This window comes from Streptomyces sp. CB02959 (assembly GCF_002803155.1).
Classification (GTDB): domain Bacteria; phylum Actinomycetota; class Actinomycetes; order Streptomycetales; family Streptomycetaceae; genus Streptomyces.
This window is the reverse complement of the sequence record NZ_NNBP01000046.1, coordinates 15,731-31,303: the sequence shown is the minus strand read 5'-3', so window position 1 is coordinate 31,303 and position 15,573 is coordinate 15,731. Positions and strand designations below refer to the sequence as shown.

The window sequence follows — 15,573 nt, the reverse complement described above, 5'->3', positions numbered from 1 at the left end:
GTCATTCACCCGTGGCCCCTCACACAGAGGTCGAACGGCCGCGCAGGGGCCATGCGGCCCTGGTGCCGTGGACGGGTGGCCCCGTGCGTGGTGCCGCCGGGAAAAGGGAGGCTGAGGGCGAGGTGGCAAGGCGATGTCGTTGCTGCCGGAAGGGCAGACCGTGGAGGGCGCCATGAGCGGAGGTGCGAGGGAGCGGGGCCGCATCGTGGTGGGCGTCGACGGCTCCGAATCCTCGAAGGAGGCCCTGCGCTGGGCAGTGCGCCAGGCCGAGCTGACCGACAGTGCCGTCTACGCGGTGACGGCATGGGAGTATCCGCCGCTGTACGGGTCGATCGGTTGGATCGACGCACCACAGGAGCTGGCCGGCGACATCAAAGGCGCGGCGAGCCGTGCCCTCGACGACGCCGTCAAGGAGGCGGTGCCGCCGGAGCAGATGGCTCGGGTCCGCTGCGGCCTGGCCTACGGCACGCCCGCCGCTGGACCAAGCCAGGGGCGGCGATCTGTTGGTGGTGGGCAGCCACGGCCACGGAGGGTTCGCCGGCGCTCTGCTGGGGTCGGTCGGCCGGCACTGCGCCCAGCACGCGCCCTGCCCGGTCGTCGTCGTGCGAAGGTGAACCGCGCAACGTGAGCGGCCCGACGGCTGAACGAGCGTGGGATCGGCAGGCCGTCAGGGCGTGTTGTTCCCGGGCTGCGGTACGGCGATGACGGGGCACTGTGCATAGTGAAGCATGCCTTGGCTGACCGAACCGAGCAGCATGCCGGTGAAGCCGCCGCGCCCGCGGGTCCCCACCACCAGGCACCGGGCGTGCGCCGACGCCTTGGCCAGCTCTTCCACGGGGTGGCCGAGCAGGACCTCCTGATGGACCACGACTTCGGGGTAGGTCGCGGTGCGGCCGGCCACGGTCTCGGACAGGAGACTTCGGCACGCGTCGTGTGCAGTGTGCTCGTCGACCCTGCCGAACCGTTCGGGGCTGTGCACGTACAGGGCTCGCAGGACGGCGCCGTGCAGGGCGGCCTGTTGGAAGGCGACGTCCACCGCGGCCGCGGAGTGCGCGCTGCCGTCGACGCCGACGACGACGAACGCCGGGTCCTGGGCGCGGTGTTCCGGTTCGGGTACCACGACTACCGGGCAGGAGGCGTGTGTCATGACGGGCAGCGCGACGGAAGCCGGGCTGAAGTCCCCTTCCATCGGACCCAGGTGACGGGAGCCCAACACCACCTCGGCGGCGTCACGGGCCTGTTCGCGCAGTACCCACGCCGGTTCGCCCTCGGCCAGCAGCGCCGAGAGCACCACCTGCGGTTGCCGCTCCTCGACGAATGCGACCGCGCTGTTGAGCACGCGCTCGCCGGTTTCGTGCAGTGCCTGGTTCCACTCCTCCCATGACGGCCGAACCTCCGACTTCCGGTAACCACCGGTGGGTACCCCCTCGGCGTGGACCAGGCGGAGTGGCATCCGGCGGAGGGCCGCCTGGTCCGCTGCCCAGGCCAGTGCCGTCCGCTGAGTGGGATCCGGGGCCACACCGGCCACGATCGGCCGTCCGACTCCCATGGGGACCATGGCCATCCCTCCCGGCCGCGTAGTGTCGTCAATCCCTCTTCCAGCATGGCGCCGTCGACGAGGAGCGGCACGACGGGCGGCCACCACCGGGGGCGGGGGAGAGCCGGACAAGCTCCCCGCTTCGGATTGGCGACCGGTGTGTTCCGGGCGCAACACTGGTGGGGGAGACGCCTTGCCGCGTGAGCACCCGCCGGTGGGCGCGGTGGCCGGTGAGGTCGGGGTTCCGTTCCTGGAGGACGGCCATGACCACCGCGCGAGACATCATGCACGCCGGCGGGACCTGTGTGCGGGAGACGAGACGCTGGAGAGCGCCGCACGCCGGATGAGCGAGCTGAACATCGGTTCCCTGCCGATCTGCGGCCCGGACGACCGGTTGCACGGGATCATCACCGATCGTGACATCGTCGTGAAGTGCCTGGCCAAGGGCAAAGACCCGAAGGTGATGACCGCGGGGCAACTGGCGCAGGGCAAGCCCGTCACCATCGATGTCGAAGCCGACGCGGGTCACGTCCTCCAGACGATGAAAAGGGATCACATCCGGAGGCTTCCTATCATTTCCGATCACCGTCTGGTGGGGATGATCAGCGAGGCGGACCTTGCCCGCCACCTCTCGGAGAAGCAGGTCGGCCGGTTCGTCGAGGGCGTCTGCGCGACAGCCTGACTCACCCTCAACGGCTGCCCCCGCAAGCCCTGTCCCGGCCCGTAGTGCCCCAGGCGGCCGCGCCCGATGCCCATCGGGATTCTCCGACGAGACGGGCCGACCTGACGCCCCACCGGCACCCCTCGCGCAGAGGGCCCCTCACCGCCCGTACGGCGACAGCACGTGGAAAGAGGGAACGCTACGGTGCCCCGGGGCCGGCGGCCCACGCGAGGGCGTCGTCGAGTTCGTCGTATGCGAAGTGCCGCACCTTGGAGTGGACGAACCGGTTCGCGAGGTGCGGTGCCAGCGCGGTGACCTTGCTGTCCGCGGCGATGGCGATCCTTTCGATGCGGCGGTGGTGATCGTGGATGAACTGCACGTGGCGGACCAGGCTGTTGAGGTTCTCCCAACCAGGGAAATCGCGCGCGTGGATGACGAGGCCGGCCAGCGCGTCGTGGGTCCGCAGCCAGTCGTCCGTGGTCACAGCCGGCGCTTCGAAGTCCTGTGCGCGCAGAGGTTGTCGGGCCTCGATCACGAGGACCCGGGAGTCGGCCAGGAGACGGTGGGAGATGCCGGGGCCTTCGGGGAGCGACGCCAACCACTGCAGGGCGACCTCCCGCTCCCGGGCACCGAAGACGCGCACGGGGCAGGGCATCAGGAAACGCAGCAAGGTGCGTCGTCCCGCGGATCCATCCGGCTTCGCTGACAACGGCGCAGCCGTCGCAGAGCCGCATGGCGCCGGGGTCGACCTTGAGGTCCTCCCAGGCCGGGGCCGGAATCCGGTCGTTTCGACCCGGGACACAGGGCCGTAGGGCCCAAGCGCCAGCGCCTCGACGCCAGGCACCGTGGAGCAAGAACAGCCAGGAGGTGGGCGCCGTGGCGAACCTCGGTGTAGCGATCGTGCGTCAATATCAGCGCGGAGTGGTGTTCCGCTTCGGGAAACTGCGCAACGTCCGGAATCCGGGAATTCGTTTCATGATCCCGTTGGCGGACCGGATGCGGAAGGTCACGCTACGGACGGTGACCCTGCCGATCCCTTCCCAACAGGTGATCACCCGGGACAACGTCTCCATCGGTGTTGCGGCGGTCGCCTACTTCCCCCGTGTCGACCCCGTGAAGTCCATCGTGGAGATCGAGGACGTGTCGGCCGCTATCGGCCAGATCGCCCAGACCACCGTGCGCAACGTCGTCGGCAGGTCCCTCCTCGACCAGGTACTCACCGACACCGAGACGCTCAACACTCGGATCAAGGACATCCTCGACGGCCTGACCCAGCGCTGGGGCATCTACGTCCTGCTGGTCGAGCTCAAGGACATCGAGCTGCCGCCCACGATGCAGCGTGCCATGGCACGCCAGGCCGAGGCCGAGCGGGAGAAGCGCGCCAAGATCATCGCCGCCGAGGGAGAAGCACTGAGCGCGGACCGCCTCGCCGAGGCCGCCGACGTCATCAGCGCCCACCCCGTCGCCCTGCAACTGCGCAACCTGCAGATCCTCTCCGAGATCGCCGCGGAGAAGAACTCCACCATCGTCTTCCCCGCCCAGTTCCTGGAGAGCGCCCGCGCCGTGGCTCGATTCGTCGAGGACGAAACCCAGCACACCGCCGCCGCACTGCCGGCACGACATCCGCACCACGAGCCGGTGACCGTGGGGCAAACCACAGTGGCGTGAGGACACAGGAGCGGGAGACACGTCCGCTCGTCTGCCGCGGCGGGGCACAGGCAACGCGCGAGGACCTTGCCGGTCGGAAGCCTTGTCCCATCTCCGGCGGGAGCGGGCGTGCCCGGGCAGATCAGCTACTGGTCCAACGCCGACGTTCCACACCAATCGTTCCACGCAAGGGAGTGGTCATGACTCGACCGATCGTCGTCGGGGTCGACGGTTCCGGGCGCAGTTTGCGGGCCCTGATATGGGCGGCTCACGAGGCCGCATCACGCGGCCGTGCCCTGCACATCGTGCACGTTCTGGCCCCGGCACACGAACACGCCGGCACCCCGGAAGGACACGCCTGGGAAGTCGGCCAACGCGACAAGGGGGTGGTCGCCGAGGCCACCGCGATCGCCGAGGAAGCGCATCCGGGCCTGGAAGTGACGTCCGGACTGCCCTCCGGTGCTCCACCTGCTGTGCTGCTGTCCGAGTCGCAGCACGCGCACACCCTCGTGCTCGGCGCCAAGGGCATGGGCGGCTTCGGGAGCCTGCTCCTGGGCTCGGTCGCGCGTCAGGTTGTCGGGCACGCGGCGTGCCCTGTGGTCGTCGTCAACCACCTCACCACCGGCCACCACCGCATCGTCGTGGGTACGGACGGCTCACCCCACTCGCAAGCCGCCCTGGCGTACGCCTTCCAGCAGGCAGCCCTGCGCGGCGTTTCGTTGCGCGCGGTGCACGCCTGGACCCGCCCGGGACCCCACGGTCTCACGACCGGCCGCGCCCTGGACGAAGCGGTCCGCGGACATCGGGAGGCCCTGGAGGAGTGGCTGGCCCCACTGGCGCAGCAGCACCCCGAAGTGCAGGTGGAGAAGTCCCTTCTCGAGGAGGACCCGATGCTCGCGTTGGCCCGTGCCTCCGACCGGGCGGACCTCCTGGTCGTCGGCTCCCGCGGCCGCGGCGGCTTTCACGGCCTGGCGCTGGGCTCGGTCAGCCACCAACTTCTGCAGTTCTCCCAATGCCCCCTCGCCGTCGTGCGTCCGCACCCCGCACGGCGCTCCGGCTGAGGCCCGTCATGCTCCCCACCCCTCCCGCCGCCCCCCGGCCGAGGCCGGCACTGCTGACCTTCATGGGGGGCGTCGGCACCGTGACCGGCAGCAAGTTCCTCGTCGAGAGCGATCACGCACGGATCCTCGTCGACTGCGGGCTCTTCCAAGGTCTCGGCGAGCTGCGTCGCCGCAACTGGCGGAGCCTTCCCCGCGATGCCTCCGACATCGAGGCCGTCGTCGTCACCCACGCGCACCTGGACCACTGCGGGTACCTGCCCCGCCTCGTCCGCCAGGGCTTCCGCGGGCCGATCCTCGCCAGCACGTACACCGCACGGCTGGCCGACATCGTGCTGCGTGACAGCGCCCGGCTGCAGATGGAGGCGGCAGCGCACGCCAACGCGCACGGCTGGTCCAAACACCGGGTCGCCGAACCGCTCTACGACGACGCCGACGTCGACCGCACACTGCAGTACTTCGATCCGGTACCCGTGGACACCACCATCGAGGTCACCACCGGGACCACACTGACCCTGCGGTGTGCCGGCCACATCCTCGGCTCGACGTGGGTCCACCTCACTCTGGAAGACGGACACACCCTCGCGGTCAGCGGCGACCTCGGACGCCCCGGGCATCCGCTCCTGCGCCCGGCCGAGCCGTTCTCCGGCGCGGACGTGTTGCTGGTGGAGTCGACGTACGGCAACCGCCGGCACGACGACGAAGCCGGTCGGGCACGCTTCTCCCACGTGCTGGCCCGCACGCTGCGCCGTGGCGGAACCGTGGTCATTCCCGCCTTCGCCCTGGACCGCACGGAGGTCGTCCTCAACGAGCTGGCCGCCCTGCGCGTCCAAGGAACGTTGCCCAAAAAGGTCCCGGTGTACGTCGACAGTCCCATGGCGCTGAAGGCCCTTGACGTGTACCGGGACGCCATCCACTCCCGCGCCGCCGAACTGCTGCCCGACATCACGTCCGTGGGGGTGGCCGCGCTGAGTCCCGAACCGTTCACCGCCGCCCGCTCCGTCCAGGAGTCGATCGACATCAACCACACACAGGGCCCGGCGGTCATCGTTTCGTCGGCGGGTATGGCGACCGGCGGACGCGTTCTGCACCACCTGCGGAGGCGCGTGCCCGATCCGCGCAACGCCGTGGTGATCGTGGGCTTCGCGGCCGTGGGCACCCGCGCCCGCGACCTCGTGGACGGGGCCGGCGCACTCAAGATGTTCGGCGAATACGTCCCCGTGCGCGCCGAGGTGGCGAACGTTCCGCACTTCTCGGCCCACGCGGACGCGGCGCAGGTCGTGGACTGGCTGCGCGCCGCCCCGCCGCCGCACACGACGTATCTGGTACACGGCGAGCCGGACGCCTCCGCGGCCCTGCGGGACCGCATCGCCCGGGAGCTGCGCTGGCACGCGGTCCTTCCACGCTCGGGAGAGAACGTCCTGGTGCGCTGAACGCCGGCCACGCCCCGGCTGTGCTTCGCCCTGTCGGCAGAGCCATCTTTCGGAAAACCGGGTCGGTCGGTTCGTTGAGGTTGCCGGCGTGACAGCCTGACTGGCCTCAGCGGGCGTGACCGGTCATTCCGCGCGGGCCAGGAGGAACCTGGTGCTGCCTGCGAACGTGGTGAGACACGGTGTGTCCTCATCGTCGATCCGTATGCCGGTGCGCTCCGAGAGGATCTCGACGAAGCTCAGGAAGTCGAGCGAGTCCATTCCCAACGTGTCCCGGAAGGCGTCGCCGGGCCCCAGGTTCGTGAGGTGCCCACCGGCACGGTCGTACCGGGGGACACGAGCAGTTGCCCGACCTTGCCCGTTTCGAAGCACTCCACCTCGATCGTGGACTTCGCGGTCTCGACGACCGCGACCGTGTCGCCTTTGTGGACAGGGTCACCGGCGTGCACCAGCCACTCCTGCAGGGTGCCCTCGTCCATGTCGGCGCCCAGCGCCGGCATCGTGAACTCGGCCATCGTCAACCCACCGCCCGGTGTGCGGCCGCGATGATGTCGGCGGTTTGCGGCAGCGCGGCCTGTTCGAGCAGCCGCGCGTACGGGATGGGGACTTCCGCGCTGCACACCCGCTCGACCGGTGCATCCAGTTCGTAGAGAGAGTCCTCGGCGATCCTCGCGGACACCTCCGCTGCGAGGCTGCCGCTGCGCCATGCCTCGTCGATCACGACCGCGCGGTGGGTGCGGGCCACGGAGGCGGCCACGGCCTCGCCGTCGAGGGGGCGCAGGACGCGTAGGTCGAGGACTTCGGCATCGATGCCCTCGGACGCCAGATGGTCGGCCGAGGCGAGCGCTTTCGGGAGGGAGCCGCCGTAGGTGATCAGGGAGACATCGGTGCCGGGCCTGCGGACCGCGGCGCGGTCCAGGTCCACGGAGTCGGCGGACGTCGCGAGTTCGCCGGAGGCGTTGTAGAGGCTGCCGTGTTCGAAGATCAGCACGGGGTCGGGGTCGGTCAGTGCCGGCGCGAGCATGTGGCGGGCGTCGTCGATGGTCGCCGGTGCGAGCACCCGGATGCCAGGGATGTGTGCGTACCACCCTTCGAGGCTGTGCGAGTGCTGGGCGGCCAGCTGCCGGCCGGCCCCCGTCGTCATCCGGATCACGAGCGGGACGGGTAGTTGACCGCCCGACATGTGCAGGAGCGTGGCGGCGTTGTTGAGGATCTGGTCGAGGGCGAGCAGGCTGAAGTTGACGGTCATGATCTCGACGATCGGCCGCATCCCGTTGAGAGCCGCCCCGATGCCCGCTCCGACGAACGCGGACTCCGACAGAGGGGTGTCCCTGATCCGCTCCGGTCCGAACTCCTCCAGAAGGCCGAGACTCACGCCGAAGCAGCCGCTGTAACGGCCCACGTCCTCACCCATGAGGAAGACCCGTTCGTCGGAACGCAACGCCTCGCGGAGGGCTTCCCGCATCGCCTCCCGATATGTCGTCTTCGCCGCTCCGACGCGTTCCTCCGACATGGTCACGTCACCTCCGTCCGGGCGCTGGTGACGTGCTGCAAGAGGCTTTCCACCGGTTCCTCGGGGGCGCGTTCGGCTTCGGCGACGGCAGCGTCGATCTCTTCGGTGACCCGGTGTTCGATCTCGGCGAGCTCGTCGTCGACCAACTCGGCGTCCTCACGCATGCGGTCGGTGAGTCGCTCGATCGGGTCGCGCGTCTTCCACCGCTCGATCTCGCCCTTGTCGCGGTAGCGGTCCGGGTCGTACATGGAGTGGGCGCGGAAGCGGTAGGTGCGCATTTCGAGGAAGTGCGGCCCGCCGCCACCCCGGATGCTTTCGACGGCCCGGCCGGTGGCCCGCTCGACGGCTTCGACGTCCATGCCGTCCACCGCCCACGCCGCCATGCCGTACGAGGCGGCGCGCAGTGCAAGATCGGTCTGCGCCTCGTGCCGGTGCAGGGCCGTGCCCATGGCGTACAGGTGTTCTCACATACGAAGAGCAGTGGCAGGCCCCACAGAGCGGCCAGATTCGCCGTCTCGTGGAACTCGCCCTCGGCGTAGGCGCCGTCGCCGAAGAAGCAACAGGTCACCCGGAACCGCCCGCACATGTGATCGCCGAGCGCGAGCCCCGCGGCCAGTGGGAGTCCGCCGGCAACGATCGCGTTGCCGCCGTAGAAGCGACGGCTGGCGTCGAAGAGGTGCATGGATCCGCCGCGGCCCCCGCTGCAGCCGGTGGCCTTGCCGTACATCTCGGCCATGATGGCCTCGGCGGGGAGACCGCGGGCCAGCGCGTGACCGTGCTCGCGATAGGTGGAGACCACCGCGTCTTCAGCGGTCAGAGTGTGGGTGACGCCGACGGCGACGGCTTCTTCCCCGATGTAGAGGTGGACGAAGCCGCGGATCTTCGCTGCGCTGTACAGCTCGACGCACCGCTCCTCGAAACGCCGGATACGCAACATGGCGTGCAGCAGCTCGCCGCGGTGGGCTCCCCGGGCCGTGATGCCCCGCCCGTCGGCCTTGGTCCTGCGCTTGCGGGTGCCGTGGACGGAGGTCATGACGAACCCTCCAACGTGGACAGGTCGCCGGTCGGAAGCCCGAGTTCGCGGGCGCGCAGCAGTCGGCGCATCACCTTGCCGCTGCGGGTCTTGGGCAGATTCTGGTCGAAGGTGATTTCCCGAGGAGCAACGGCCGGGCCCAGGCGTCGGCGGCCGAAGGCCAGCAACTCGCGCTCCATCGCGGCGGTCGGTTCGGCGTCGGCCCGCAACGAGACGAATGCCTTGACGATGTTCCCCGCCATGGGGTCCGGCCGTCCTATCACCCCCGCCTCGGCGACGGCGGGATGTTCCATCAGCACGCTCTCCACCTCGAAGGGGCCGATGAGGTGCCCCGCCGACTTGATGACGTCGTCGGCCCGGCCGACGAACCAGTACCACCCGTTCTCGTCCTGCCTGGCCAGATCGCCCGTGAGGTACCAACCGTCGGCGAACGTCGCCTCGTAGCGCTCCTTGTCGTGCAGATACCCGCGGAACATGGAGGGCCAGCCCGGACGGAGCGCCAACTCACCCGTCACGTCAGGCGTTTGCACCTCCCTCACCCGCCCGTCGGTTATCAGCGCGCGGCCGTCCTCGCCGCGTTCCAACACCGTGGCCCGGACACCGGGCAGCGGTCGGCCCATCGACCCGGGCCGGATCTCGCAGGCAGCGAAGTTGGCGATCATGATGCAACCGGTCTCGGTCTGCCACCAGTTGTCGTGGACGGGCAGGCCCAGCGTGTCCTGGCCCCAGACCACGGCCTCGGGGTTGAGGGGTTCTCCGACGGATGCCACGAAGCGCAGGGCTGGCAGGTCGTGCACCGGGTGCCGGGTGCTGGACCGCTGCCGCGGCGTGGTGCGCATGAGCATGCGCAGTGCCGTGGGCGCGGTGTACCAGACACTGACCCGCTGCTCACTGAGAATGCGGTACCAGCGGAGGGCGTCGAAGTCCCCCTCGTCCACCACCACGGTCACGCCGTGGACAAGCGGAGCGATGATGCCGTAGGACATACCAGTGACCCAGCCGGGGTCGGCGGTGCACCAGTACACGTCCTCGGAATGCAGATCCAGTGCGTAGGCGGCCGTGGCGTGGTGGGCGACGACGGCTTCGTGGACGTGGATCGCACCCTCGGGGTACCGGTGGTTCCGCTCGTGAAGTGCAGTAGCGCCATGTCCTCGGGGGAGGTCGGGGGAATGGTGAACCGTTCCGGCGCGGCGGTCATGAGCGCGTCGAACGGCACCGTGCCGGGCAGGTCCTCGGCACCGGGCCCGACGATGAGAACGTGCGCGAGCCCGGGAAGCTCCGACCTGCGGTCCGCGACTTTCCGCCGATACAGTGCCGCCGTGGTGACCAGCACCCGAGCGCTGCCGAGCCGCAGCCGCTCCTGGACCGGGTCAGGACCGAACGCGGAGAACAGCGGGCAGAGCACGCTGGTGTTCTTCAAAGTTCCCAGTACGGCCGTGTACAGCTCTGGGCACCTGCCGAGCAGCGTGTACACCCTGGCACCGCGGCCGACGCCCAGCGATCGTAGGACGTTCGCGAAGCGCGCCGTACTGCGGGCCAACTCGGTGTACGTGACGGTGGTGACGGTGCCGTCGGCCGCGATGCAGCGCAATGCGGCCTTGTCTCCCTGCGCCGGTCGCGCATGGCGATCGACGGCCTCGTGCGCCATGTTCAGTCCATGCCCGCCGGGTAGTCCGTCCAGGATCCTCCGCGCCCGGAGCCAGGTGAACTCGGAGCATTCCCGTGCGTAGTCGGCGAGATGCGGCGTCACCTTCGGTGGAGCGTCCTTGCGAATGGTCTCCCATGTCATCTCGGTTTCCTCCGGAGCCTCGCGCCCTCTCCAGGATCGTCACGGCCCGCCCGTCCACGTAGGGGCCGCAGGGGTGGCTCGGCAGACGTGCCCAAGCCGCCGCCTTCACGGGGTGTCGGCCATCGACGCCGCGCGCCGATCGTCACCGCCGTGCGGGTGCCCGTGCAGGAGGCGACCCGTTACCAACTCGGGGACGATTCGTATGAAGGCGTCTGCCGGCACGGTCACCCACGAGCGGAGCCCGACCGCACGCAGCCGATCCTGTTCCCCTCGGTCAGTGACCCGCAGGGCACATCCGGTCACGACGACGCTCCAGCCAGACTGGGTGGCCTCGTCGAACCAGTCTGCTTCGAAAGCCACGACGGCACTGTCCACGGCCAGTGCGACACGTGACTGGGCCGATGTCCGGAAGACGACCGCGTGATCCTGATCCAGGGAGAAGTTGACCGGCAGGACGGCGGGTAGCGCATCGTGCGTGTACACGATGCGCCCTATGGGCACCAACGTCAGCAGCCGCAGACACTCTGCCCGGTCCAGCTCCTGAAGGCCGTTCTCCCATTCCATGTCCTGATCGTGTGCGCACCGCGCCGATGCGGCGTAGGGCCGGTGGTCCTCGGTCGTAGGGTGGTTCGGGCCGTTGTGGCGAGGGCCGTATGTCGCCCTGCCGCCGCCGTTCCCCGCTTGTTTGGGCCGAGGGGCCCTGTCGTCGGTGGCGTGGCGACAGCACGCTGGGAACGTGAGACCGCTCGGGGCTCCCGGCAAGATGGAGGCGAACACCATGGACGACGTCGTCACTGTGGGCCTCGACGGCTCGGCCGAGAGCCGGGCGGCCGCCCGCTGGGCAGCCGAGGAGGCCGCCCGTCGCCGGCTCACGCTCCGCCTGCTGCATGCCTGGCCCATGCTCGCGCCGGAGGCGGTGGGGACGCCCCCGAGGTGGATCAGAACTACTGGGCGAAGTTGATCGTGCACGACGTGCACGCGGAGGTGGCCGACCTCTACCCCGACCTCCCCGTCGCCGAGGACCTGGTCGCCTCCGATGCCGAGGCCGCACTGCTGGACGCGTCCACGCGATCCCGGCTGCTGGTGCTCGGATCACGGGGACTTTCCCACGCCGCGTGCTTCTTCCTGGGCGACACCAGCATGACGATCGTGGCCATGGCGGAACGCCCGGTGGCTCTGGTACGCGCCGGTACCCGTTCCAGCCCGGTTCCCCCTCGCGGTGCAGGCGCAGTGGTAGTGGGGATCAGTCTGCACGGGAACTGCGACGACCTGCTGGAGTTCGCCTTCGAGGCCGCTGCCCTGCACGATGCGCCGCTGCACGCCGTCCACGGGAGAAGCCTGCCGGTGGAGGCGTACGTGCCGTGGGCCGCAGGCCCCGACGCCCGCGAAACGATCACAGCAGACATCCGGCAGCGCCTGGAACAGGTACTTCGCCCATGGCGTGACAAGTTTTCCGGTGTACGAGTGATCGACAACGTGGTGCTGGCAAGTCCGGCCCGGGCCGTCGTGGAAGCGGCGTCAGCCGCCGAACTGCTGGTGATCGGGCGGCGTAGGCAACACCGCCCCCTGGCACCGCGGCTGGGTAACGTCGCGCATGCCGCCGCACATCACGCGTCGTGCCCCGTCGTCATCGTCCCGCACGACTGACCACGACCGCAGCCGCGGACGGTTCATCGCCTCGCCCCAACCACAGGTGGCTGCGGCGCAACCTCTGCTTCGGCGCGGGCCCCTGAACGTCGAGGACCATCAACGGCGCCCGAAACCCGCTCAATCTCGTTCTGAACGATCTGCCCCACTGAGCGGGCGCGCTGCCGGCAGATCCAGCACCGCGGTCAGCTCGCAGGTTCCGTTTCCCTCCCACCGGAGGTTGCCGCCGATCGCCTCCGTGAGATCCGTGCACAGACGCGGCACCAGCCCGGTCGGCGCCGTCTCCGCCTCGGACGTGACCGCTCTCCGGCTGGTCAGCCGGATCTCCATTCTTCCGTCCACGGGCAACGCATCGATCAGTACCGGGTTGCCGGTGGACCGGCAACGCAGCAGGTGGGCCACCAGGTTTGCGATCACGCGCGTGAGCAGCGAGGCATCGGTCACCACGTCCGGCAGTCCGTCCGGCAACCGCACCACCACCTCATGACCGCCCGGCCCCAGATCGTCGATCACCGTGGCCAGCACCTCGTCCACATCGACCGGGCGCAACAGCACATCCAACCCGCCTGTGTGCAGGCGGCTCAGATCCAGCAGATCACCGATCACACCTGAGACTCGATCCAGTGCGTGCTCGGCGCCGTCGCACAGTGCCCCGCGTTCCTCGGCGGTGCGCCGCCCCTCGCCGTCACGGAGTTGCTCGACCATCCGCCGTGCCATCGCGACCTCCGGTTTCAGATCGCGCGCGGCCGCCTGCAACACCTCCGCGCGTCGCCGGTCCGCAGCAGTTCGTTCCCCCGCCTCTGTCGCCTGCTGCCGGCGCATGTGGCTCTCCAGCCCCGCCGCGACCTGCGTGGCGCACGCGCGGAAGACTCTGCGGTCTCCGGCGTCGAGTGGCCGCCCACGACCGGCCAGCACCACCCCCTCCGACACCGCTACCTCCGCATCCGCCGCCTCCGGTCGCTCCGGCGCCCCGCGCCCGGCGCTGGCAACCACGAACCAACCACGCCCACGCGCCCGGTCCTGCTCCAACAGGCTCACGGCGGCAAGCCCGAACGTCTCCCGCACCCGCTCCAGCAACGCCGGCAGATCATCCTGCCCCCGCAACGCCCCGGTCGCCAGATCGGCCAAGGTCGCGACCTCCACCGAGGCCCGCTCCGCCTCCCGGACACGGTGGACCAACCGCTCAACCACGCCGCTGACCAGTAGCGCGACGATCACGAACACCAGTAGGACCACCACGTCACCGACGTGCGCAAAGGCCAGCGAGTACAGAGGCTGTACGAAGAAGTAGTCGGCGAGGCCCGCCGCGACGAAGGCGGCCAGCAGAGCCGGATACACGCCGCCGACCAGAGCAGTGGCCACGACCGCCAGCACGTAGAGCAGCAACTCGCCCGCCAACCCGAAGCCGCGGACCGACACAAGCAGCAACGTCAGCACCGGTAGCAGCACCGCCGCCAGTGCCACCCCCCGCACCACGCGGGCCGGACTCAGGCCACCGGTCAGCGGCGGCAACGTCACCACCGGCCCACGCGCCATCCGGTCGTGCGTCAGGATGTGCACATCGATGCGGCCGGCCTGCCGGACCACCTTGGTCACCACCTGGTCCCCCGCCAGCAGGCCCCGCAACCGCCCGCGCCGGGAGCCCCCCAACACGATCTGCGTCGCGTTCTCGGCCCGCGCGAACTGCAGCAGCCCCTCCGCAACGTCCTCTCCCACCACCTGGTGGAAGCGGCCCCCGAGCGACTCCACCAGGGCACGGGACCCGGCCAGTGCCGCCGTATCCGCCCCGGCACGGCCGTCATTGCACGCCACGTGCACCGCGACCAACTCACTCCCCGGCGTCCGCTCGGCGATCCGCGCCGTCCGCCGCACCAGCGACTCCTCGCCCTGCACCCCCGCCAGCCCGAGTACGATCCGCTCCGTCGTCTCCCACGGCGTCTCGATCCCGTGCTCCACGCGATACCGCCGCAGCCCCTCCTCGACCCGGTCGGCCACCCACAGCAGGGCCAGCTCGCGCAACGCCGTCAAATTGCCCGGCCGGAAGTAGTGCGTCAACGCCACATCGATGCGATCGGGCGGATACACGTTCCCGTGCACCATCCGGCGCCGCAGCGCCTCCGGCGTCATGTCGACCAACTCCACCTGCTCGGCCCGCCGCACCACTTCGTCCGGGATCACCTCCGCTTGCCGAACCCCCGTGATCTGCTCCACCACGTCGTTCAACGACGCCAGATGCTGAATGTTCAACGTGCTCACCACGTCGATGCCGGCATCCAGCAACTCCTCGACGTCCTGCCAGCGCTTCTCATTCCGTGATCCCGGAACATTGGTGTGGGCCAGCTCGTCCACCAGCGCCACCTGCGGCCGCCGCGCCAGCACCGCTCCCAGGTCCATCTCGGTGAACTCACGCCCCCGGTATGCCAGGGTGCGCCGCGGAACCAGCTCCAGCCCTTCGGCCATCTGCGCGGTCAGCCGGCGCCCGTGCGGTTCCACCAGTCCGATCACCACATCCGTGCCCCGCCCCCGCCGGCGCTGTCCTTCTGCCAGCATGGCGTAGGACTTCCCCACCCCCGGCGCGGCACCCAGATACACCCGCAACCGCCCGCGAGACACCACCGACCGCCTCCTCCAGTACCGGACCACCACCCGACCGGAAAACCGGAACCCGCAGCTCCATCCTCCCTCCCGACAGCACCCGGGCGACGGAAGCGCACAGTCGAGCCGGCACGGCACAGGCCCGGTGGAGTGAGCAGAACAATCCCTCGGGGACTCCGGCACCGCGTGGATTCGCTGCCGATCAGGAGGGACGGGCCCATCGGGTGCCCGGGGCGGACGATGACGACGGGACGCCTGTGCTGGGCGTAGCGCTGACCGACCGTACCCAGCAGTGCCTCCTCGGACTTTCCATGCCTCAGCTGACCGCACACCGCGGGAGGGGCGTGCCTGCCGGGTTGGCCGGCAGGCCCTGGCTGTTGTGATGCGCGCTGTCTCGTGTCGTCGGTCAGGCAGTCTGCTGGAGAAGCAACGCACGGATGTCGTGGGGGAGTTGTTCCAGTACCGCTTCCAGGTCCCCGGGTGAGACGTGCTTGCGTACGACGCCGGTGGCCGCGGCGGCGATCCGGGGACGTCCTCAGTGGTGACCTTGGCCTTGCGGACGAAGCGGCCGATGTAGCCCTGGCGGTCGTACTTGATCGGTACGACACCGGGGTCCCAGTCGTCCTAGTAAACGCTCCGCAGCAGCTCAGGCAGTGGTGCGGG

Annotated in this window: 15 protein-coding genes and 3 pseudogenes; 7 read left to right on the top strand and 11 right to left on the bottom strand. The window is 69.8% G+C overall.

Annotated elements, in window-relative coordinates; all coding sequences use genetic code 11:
• Positions 1-172 precede the first annotated feature (172 nt).
• A pseudogene (locus CG747_RS43510) lies at positions 173-614 on the top strand (universal stress protein).
• A 53-nt stretch (positions 615-667) separates the two neighbouring features.
• On the opposite strand, the gene CG747_RS43505 reads toward CG747_RS43510, so the two are convergent.
• The gene (locus CG747_RS43505) at positions 668-1,558 is read right to left on the bottom strand and encodes a universal stress protein (RefSeq protein ID WP_100607438.1); all 891 of its coding nucleotides are present in this window, start codon (positions 1,556-1,558) and stop codon (positions 668-670) included.
• A 172-nt stretch (positions 1,559-1,730) separates the two neighbouring features.
• Between CG747_RS43505 and CG747_RS43500 the strand changes: the two genes are divergently transcribed.
• Positions 1,731-2,219, top strand: a complete 489-nt coding sequence (locus CG747_RS43500; protein WP_308303853.1) for a CBS domain-containing protein — start codon at positions 1,731-1,733, stop codon at positions 2,217-2,219.
• Positions 2,220-2,397: 178 nt separating this feature from the next.
• On the opposite strand, the gene CG747_RS43495 is transcribed toward CG747_RS43500, so the two are convergent.
• Positions 2,398-2,853: an STAS/SEC14 domain-containing protein gene (locus tag CG747_RS43495; protein ID WP_100607409.1), complete on the bottom strand. Its 456-nt coding sequence runs from the start codon at positions 2,851-2,853 to the stop codon at positions 2,398-2,400.
• 221 nt (positions 2,854-3,074) lie between these two features.
• On the opposite strand from CG747_RS43495, the gene CG747_RS43490 reads away from it, so the two are divergent.
• The 3 genes from CG747_RS43490 (at position 3,075) to CG747_RS43480 (ending at position 6,336) form a co-directional block, all read left to right on the top strand.
• Positions 3,075-3,866, top strand: a complete 792-nt coding sequence (locus CG747_RS43490) for a slipin family protein (protein ID WP_100607437.1) — start codon at positions 3,075-3,077, stop codon at positions 3,864-3,866.
• A gap of 179 nt (positions 3,867-4,045) precedes the next feature.
• A complete protein-coding gene (locus CG747_RS43485) occupies positions 4,046-4,906 on the top strand; it encodes a universal stress protein (RefSeq protein ID WP_100607408.1) in 861 nt (286 codons plus the stop codon).
• A gap of 8 nt (positions 4,907-4,914) precedes the next feature.
• The gene (locus CG747_RS43480) at positions 4,915-6,336 is read left to right on the top strand and encodes an MBL fold metallo-hydrolase RNA specificity domain-containing protein (RefSeq protein ID WP_100607407.1); all 1,422 of its coding nucleotides are present in this window, start codon (positions 4,915-4,917) and stop codon (positions 6,334-6,336) included.
• Positions 6,337-6,459: 123 nt separating this feature from the next.
• On the opposite strand, the gene CG747_RS43475 is transcribed toward CG747_RS43480, so the two are convergent.
• From CG747_RS43475 to CG747_RS43450, 8 genes and pseudogenes are all read right to left on the bottom strand, one after another.
• A complete protein-coding gene (locus CG747_RS43475; RefSeq protein ID WP_100607406.1) occupies positions 6,460-6,594 on the bottom strand; it encodes a hypothetical protein in 135 nt (44 codons plus the stop codon).
• On the bottom strand, positions 6,573-6,848 hold the full coding sequence (locus CG747_RS43470) for a biotin/lipoyl-containing protein (protein WP_257981149.1): 276 nt from the start codon (positions 6,846-6,848) through the stop codon (positions 6,573-6,575). Before CG747_RS43470 ends, CG747_RS43475 begins: the two co-directional genes overlap by 22 nt.
• A 2-nt stretch (positions 6,849-6,850) precedes the next feature.
• The gene (locus CG747_RS43465; protein WP_100607405.1) at positions 6,851-7,846 is read right to left on the bottom strand and encodes an alpha-ketoacid dehydrogenase subunit beta; all 996 of its coding nucleotides are present in this window, start codon (positions 7,844-7,846) and stop codon (positions 6,851-6,853) included.
• A 2-nt stretch (positions 7,847-7,848) separates the two neighbouring features.
• Positions 7,849-8,295 (bottom strand): thiamine pyrophosphate-dependent enzyme, encoded by a 447-nt coding sequence (locus tag CG747_RS50440; RefSeq protein WP_257981148.1) that lies wholly within the window; start codon positions 8,293-8,295, stop codon positions 7,849-7,851.
• 71 nt (positions 8,296-8,366) lie between these two features.
• Positions 8,367-8,783: pseudogene (locus CG747_RS50435) on the bottom strand (thiamine pyrophosphate-dependent enzyme); the annotation flags it as partial.
• 92 nt (positions 8,784-8,875) lie between these two features.
• Positions 8,876-9,172, bottom strand: a complete 297-nt coding sequence (locus CG747_RS50860; RefSeq protein WP_308303855.1) for a hypothetical protein — start codon at positions 9,170-9,172, stop codon at positions 8,876-8,878.
• A 225-nt stretch (positions 9,173-9,397) separates the two neighbouring features.
• Positions 9,398-10,527 (bottom strand): annotated as a pseudogene (locus CG747_RS43455) (AMP-binding protein); the annotation flags it as partial.
• A 246-nt stretch (positions 10,528-10,773) separates the two neighbouring features.
• The gene (locus CG747_RS43450; protein ID WP_100607404.1) at positions 10,774-11,232 is read right to left on the bottom strand and encodes a pyridoxamine 5'-phosphate oxidase family protein; all 459 of its coding nucleotides are present in this window, start codon (positions 11,230-11,232) and stop codon (positions 10,774-10,776) included.
• Between the two features lie 172 nt (positions 11,233-11,404).
• Between CG747_RS43450 and CG747_RS50855 the strand changes: the two genes are divergently transcribed.
• Positions 11,405-11,629, top strand: coding sequence for a universal stress protein (locus CG747_RS50855; RefSeq protein ID WP_308303852.1), 225 nt, complete (start codon positions 11,405-11,407; stop codon positions 11,627-11,629).
• Positions 11,602-12,315 (top strand): universal stress protein, encoded by a 714-nt coding sequence (locus CG747_RS43445; protein ID WP_308303851.1) that lies wholly within the window; start codon positions 11,602-11,604, stop codon positions 12,313-12,315. The genes CG747_RS50855 and CG747_RS43445 overlap by 28 nt, the downstream gene beginning before the upstream one ends.
• A gap of 120 nt (positions 12,316-12,435) precedes the next feature.
• Here CG747_RS43445 and CG747_RS43440 read toward each other — a convergent pair whose 3' ends face one another.
• Positions 12,436-14,928, bottom strand: a complete 2,493-nt coding sequence (locus CG747_RS43440; RefSeq protein ID WP_100607436.1) for a DUF4118 domain-containing protein — start codon at positions 14,926-14,928, stop codon at positions 12,436-12,438.
• Positions 14,929-15,573: the final 645 nt, after the last annotated feature.

What these genes read in the sequence shown, in the direction of transcription:
- CG747_RS43505 (WP_100607438.1), bottom strand. Translation starts at nt 1,558, where the DNA reads ATGGTCCCCATGGGAGTCGGACGGCCGATCGTGGCCGGTGTGGCCCCG.
- CG747_RS43495 (WP_100607409.1), bottom strand. Translation starts at nt 2,853, where the DNA reads ATGCCCTGCCCCGTGCGCGTCTTCGGTGCCCGGGAGCGGGAGGTCGCC.
- CG747_RS43485 (WP_100607408.1), top strand. Translation starts at nt 4,046, where the DNA reads ATGACTCGACCGATCGTCGTCGGGGTCGACGGTTCCGGGCGCAGTTTG.
- CG747_RS43480 (WP_100607407.1), top strand. Translation starts at nt 4,915, where the DNA reads ATGCTCCCCACCCCTCCCGCCGCCCCCCGGCCGAGGCCGGCACTGCTG.
- CG747_RS43475 (WP_100607406.1), bottom strand. Translation starts at nt 6,594, where the DNA reads ATGGACTCGCTCGACTTCCTGAGCTTCGTCGAGATCCTCTCGGAGCGC.
- CG747_RS43470 (WP_257981149.1), bottom strand. Translation starts at nt 6,848, where the DNA reads ATGGCCGAGTTCACGATGCCGGCGCTGGGCGCCGACATGGACGAGGGC.
- CG747_RS43465 (WP_100607405.1), bottom strand. Translation starts at nt 7,846, where the DNA reads ATGTCGGAGGAACGCGTCGGAGCGGCGAAGACGACATATCGGGAGGCG.
- CG747_RS50440 (WP_257981148.1), bottom strand. Translation starts at nt 8,295, where the DNA reads ATGGGCACGGCCCTGCACCGGCACGAGGCGCAGACCGATCTTGCACTG.
- CG747_RS50860 (WP_308303855.1), bottom strand. Translation starts at nt 9,172, where the DNA reads ATGGAACATCCCGCCGTCGCCGAGGCGGGGGTGATAGGACGGCCGGAC.
- CG747_RS43450 (WP_100607404.1), bottom strand. Translation starts at nt 11,232, where the DNA reads ATGGAATGGGAGAACGGCCTTCAGGAGCTGGACCGGGCAGAGTGTCTG.